This window comes from Azotobacter armeniacus, assembly GCF_054779355.1.
This window is the reverse complement of record NZ_BAAGYK010000152.1, coordinates 339-4,670: the sequence shown is the minus strand read 5'-3', so window position 1 is coordinate 4,670 and position 4,332 is coordinate 339. Positions and strand designations below refer to the sequence as shown.

Here is a 4,332-nt window from a genome sequence, read left to right as displayed (position 1 = left end):
GAATTCACGAGTGTTGCTTGTGTCGCTGACAATCTTTCGATCACCAGTCTTACCCACAAGCACCCACACGAATTGCTTGATTCAACTTGTTAAAGAGCGTTTCGTCTGAGCCTTTCGTCTCAACCGAGGCCGCGCATTCTACAGCAGCCTTTTCCTCTGTCAAGCGGCGCAAGAAAAATTTTTAATTTCTTGAACCACTCACATTGCAAACCACACACCCACCATAAACTGCATCAAGCATTTAAAACGCCAAAGATCTTGATGCAAAAGCGGCAAGCTTCATCATCAAAACCAACGAAAACATACCTATGTTTGAAAATAGCAGAAGCATGCCGTATCACCTCACACCCAACCATACCAGACGACGAAAGGACGGCAGGGCAAGCCCCCTACAAAACATCGCCCCTCCTCGGTTGGCAGCTTTGCCACACGACGGATAACTGCGGTTTTTAGGATGAACCCAAAAAGAAGACCGAAAAAGCCTACCCCGCAGCCCTCAACTCAAACCAACTTACGCCCTTTATTGGCCGCAATGCGCATGCGCAGCGCGCTGAGCTTGATGAAGCCTGCGGCGTCAGCCTGGTTGTAGGCACCAGCATCGTCCTCAAAGGTAGCGATGCCGGCATCGAACAGCGAGTCATCGGACTTCCGGCCGACCACGATGACGTTGCCCTTGTACAGCTTCAGGCGCACCACGCCATTCACGTTGACCTGGGAGGCATCGATCATCTGCTGCAGCATCTGACGCTCTGGGCTCCACCAGTAACCGTTGTAGATCAGGCTGGCGTACTTAGGCATTAGCTCATCTTTCAGATGGGCAACTTCGCGGTCGAGGGCAATCGACTCGATAGCACGATGCGCCCGGAGCATGATGGTGCCACCAGGGGTCTCATAGCAGCCGCGGGACTTCATGCCGACATAGCGGTTCTCGACGATATCCAGACGGCCGATGCCGTTGGCGCCGCCGATCTGGTTGAGTTTGGCCAGCACCGCCGCCGGGGTCATCTCGACGCTGTCGATAGCAACAATATCACCCTTGCGGTAAGTCAACTCGATGTAGGTGGGCGCGTCCGGGGCCTTCTCCGGAGAAGTGGTCCAGCGCCACATGTCCTCTTCGTGCTCGGCCCAGGTGTCCTCTAGCACGCCTCCCTCATAGGAGATGTGAAGCAGGTTGGCGTCCATGGAGTACGGCGACTTCTTCTTGCCGTGGCGCTCGATTGGAATGGCGTGCTTCTCGGCGTAATCCATTAACTTCTCACGAGACAACAAGTCCCATTCACGCCAGGGGGCAATCACCTTGACACCCGGCTTTAGCGCGTAGGCTCCCAATTCGAAGCGCACCTGGTCGTTACCCTTGCCGGTAGCGCCGTGGGAGATGGCGTCAGCCCCAGTGGCATTGGCGATCTCGATCAGGCGCTTGGCGATCAGTGGGCGGGCAATAGAGGTACCCAACAGGTACTCGCCTTCGTAGATGGTGTTGGCGCGGAACATCGGAAAGACGAAGTCACGCACGAACTCTTCGCGCAAATCGTCGATAAAGATTTCCTTGACGCCGAGGGCCTGTGCCTTAGCACGCGCCGGCTCGACTTCTTCGCCCTGACCTAAGTCAGCGGTGAAGGTCACCACTTCACAATTATAAGTATCCTGCAGCCACTTGAGGATCACCGAGGTATCCAAGCCACCGGAATACGCCAGGACAATCTTTTTCACGTCCGCCATGCCATCAGCTCCACAGGATTTACGAAAAGCTGCCGATTGTACCGGCGGCGCCCGGCCTTTTACAGAGGCGCCTTCCTACTTCGGACTAGATGAGCAGGCAGCAACGTGCTGCCCCAAACCTTTTCCGGTAGGATGTATGGCAGTCTTAATTTTCTGGAAGCTTCAATGTCCGACCGCCTGACCCTGCGGCGCCCCGACGACTGGCATATTCACCTTCGCGACGGCGACGCCCTAACGCGAACAGTGCCCGATGCAGCACGTGTTTTCGGCCGCGCCATTGTTATGCCTAATCTGGCTCCCCCGGTCCGCAATGCTTCTGAAGCAGACGCCTACCGGCGGCGCATCCACGCCGTACTCCCTGCGACCAGCCGCTTTGAGTCCTTGATGACACTCTATCTCACGGATCGGACCAGGCCAGAGGACATTCGAGTCGCCAAAGCCAGCGGCTTCGTGCATGCAGCCAAACTCTATCCTGCGGGAGCCACGACTAATTCAGACTCAGGGGTCACCAGTATTGACAACATCTTCCCGGTGCTGGAAACAATGGCCGAGGTAGGCCTGCCGCTACTGGTGCATGGCGAGGTGACCCGCAGTGAGATCGATGTATTCGACCGCGAGAAGTACTTCATCGACGAGCATCTGGCCCGCATAGTCGATCGCTTCTCCACTCTCAAGGTGGTGCTCGAGCATATCACCACCCATGACGCCGTACAGTTTGTGGAGGCCAGCAGCAGCAATGTGGGCGCTACTATCACCGCCCATCACCTTTTGTACAATCGCAACCACATGCTGGTCGGCGGCATCCGTCCACACTTCTATTGCCTGCCGATCCTCAAGCGCCATACTCATCAGGAAGCCCTGCTGGATGCTGCTACCAGCGGCAATCCGAAGTTCTTTCTCGGCACCGACTCGGCGCCGCATGCCTGCTACGCCAAGGAAGCCGCCTGCGGCTGCGCTGGCTGCTACACAGCCTACGCAGCCATCGAACTGTATGCCGAAGTCTTCGAACAACGCAACGCCCTGGACAGGCTAGAAGCCTTTGCCAGTCACTATGGAGCCGACTTCTACGACATGCCGCGAAACACCGATTACATTACCTTGATTCGCGAGGAATGGACGGCACCAGCCAGCCTGAAGTTCGGCGAGCATAACCTGGTTCCACTGCGTGCAGGGGAGAAGCTGCGCTGGCGCCTGCTGGAGGAAAACACGTGACCGAAGAACGCTTCGACGACATCCTCGAAACGTCCAGCGCTACTAACACATCACGCCATCCCATGGCACAACGCTTTCGCGGCTACCTGCCAGTCGTTGTGGATGTCGAGACAGGTGGATTCAACAGCGCAACCGACGCCCTGCTGGAAATCGCAGCCATCACCATCGGCATGGATGAACAGGGTTTCTTGTTCCCCGAGCACAGCCATTTTTTTCGGGTTGAGCCTTTCGAGGGCGCCAATATCGAAGCAGCAGCCCTGGAGTTCACCGGCATTAAACTGAATCACCCATTGCGCATGGCAGTCGGCGAGGACCATGCTCTACAGGAAATATTCCGCGGTGTACGCAAGGCGGTGAAATCCAATGGATGCAAACGCGCCATTCTAGTCGGTCATAACAGCAGCTTTGATCTGGCCTTCCTCAACGCCGCCGTAGCCCGCTGCGACATCAAGCGCAACCCCTTCCACCCCTTCTCCAGCTTCGATACGGCCACTCTGGCCGGACTCGCCTACGGTCAGACTGTACTCGCCAAGGCATGCCAGAGTGCCAGCATCGAATTCGATGGGCGCGAGGCACATTCGGCACGTTATGACACGGAAAAGACCGCAGAATTGTTCTGCGGAATAGTCAATCGCTGGAAAGAAATGGGCGGCTGGGTGGATTTCGCCTGAATCAACACGCTGGCTGCCTTACCTCTCCTAGCACCCACCAGCCAAGCTAACCGGCACTTTGCCTTGGTCACTTGATTGAGCGAAGCTTCACCCCTCATAGATAGCTCCGCTCTTGCCTGATCGGGCAACAGGAAGTGTTTCGTCCGGCCAAGTCATCTGGCTTGAGCCCGCCAGGGCCATCGCATGAAGCCAAGCATTCTCATTCGAGTCCCAGCAGTTCGGCCCGATAGTCATCCAAAGTGTCGGCGATGAGCCGACGAGTCTTGAGGCTGCCCTTGCGCTGGCTCGGGTCCAGGCGGAGCAGGTTCAGCGTCAGCCGCTTCAGCGTCGCCAGATTATGGGCCGCATGGGCGGTACGCGCGCGCATTCGGTTATCGGCAAACACCACGCCCAGGCACCAGTGCACGCGGTTCTCGATGCCCCAGTGCTGGCGGATCGCCAATGCCAGCCGCTCGGCATCCGGCGCCAGGCTGCTGATGAAGTGTGCCGGCGGAAGGTCTCGAAGAAGTCCTCGATCGACTCCAGCAGCGTAGGCTGGTTGCCTTTGACCGCCAGGACATAGTCGGCCTTCTGTTTGCGAATCGCTTGCGCAATGCCGGGCGGGGTTCCCCCGGCATCGATCGTCACCACACAGCCCTCCAGGGCCAGGGTGGCCAGCACCTCAGGAATGGCTGCTTTTCATTGGACTTGGCCGCTGTGGCTTGCTGGTCCGGCGTCAGCCGCAAAGGCA

3 protein-coding genes and 1 pseudogene are annotated in these 4,332 nt (G+C 57.5%); 2 read left to right on the top strand and 2 right to left on the bottom strand.

The genetic code is table 11. The features are described from left to right. Nucleotides 1-501: 501 nt before the first annotated feature. Nucleotides 502-1,719: an argininosuccinate synthase gene (locus ACYVD0_RS19760; RefSeq protein WP_460428385.1), complete on the bottom strand. Its 1,218-nt coding sequence runs from the start codon at nucleotides 1,717-1,719 to the stop codon at nucleotides 502-504. Between the two features lie 165 nt (nucleotides 1,720-1,884). Here ACYVD0_RS19760 and pyrC point away from each other — a divergent pair, with 165 nt between their 5' ends. Further along, entirely contained in the window at nucleotides 1,885-2,931 is a 1,047-nt protein-coding gene (gene pyrC, locus ACYVD0_RS19755) for a dihydroorotase (RefSeq protein WP_460428384.1), read from the top strand. Then, complete coding sequence (gene rnt, locus ACYVD0_RS19750) at nucleotides 2,928-3,602, top strand: ribonuclease T (protein ID WP_460428383.1); 675 nt, start codon at nucleotides 2,928-2,930, stop codon at nucleotides 3,600-3,602. The genes pyrC and rnt overlap by 4 nt, the downstream gene beginning before the upstream one ends. 199 nt (nucleotides 3,603-3,801) lie before the next feature. Here rnt and ACYVD0_RS19745 read toward each other — a convergent pair. Continuing rightward, nucleotides 3,802-4,332, bottom strand: a pseudogene (locus tag ACYVD0_RS19745) (ISAs1 family transposase); the annotation flags it as partial.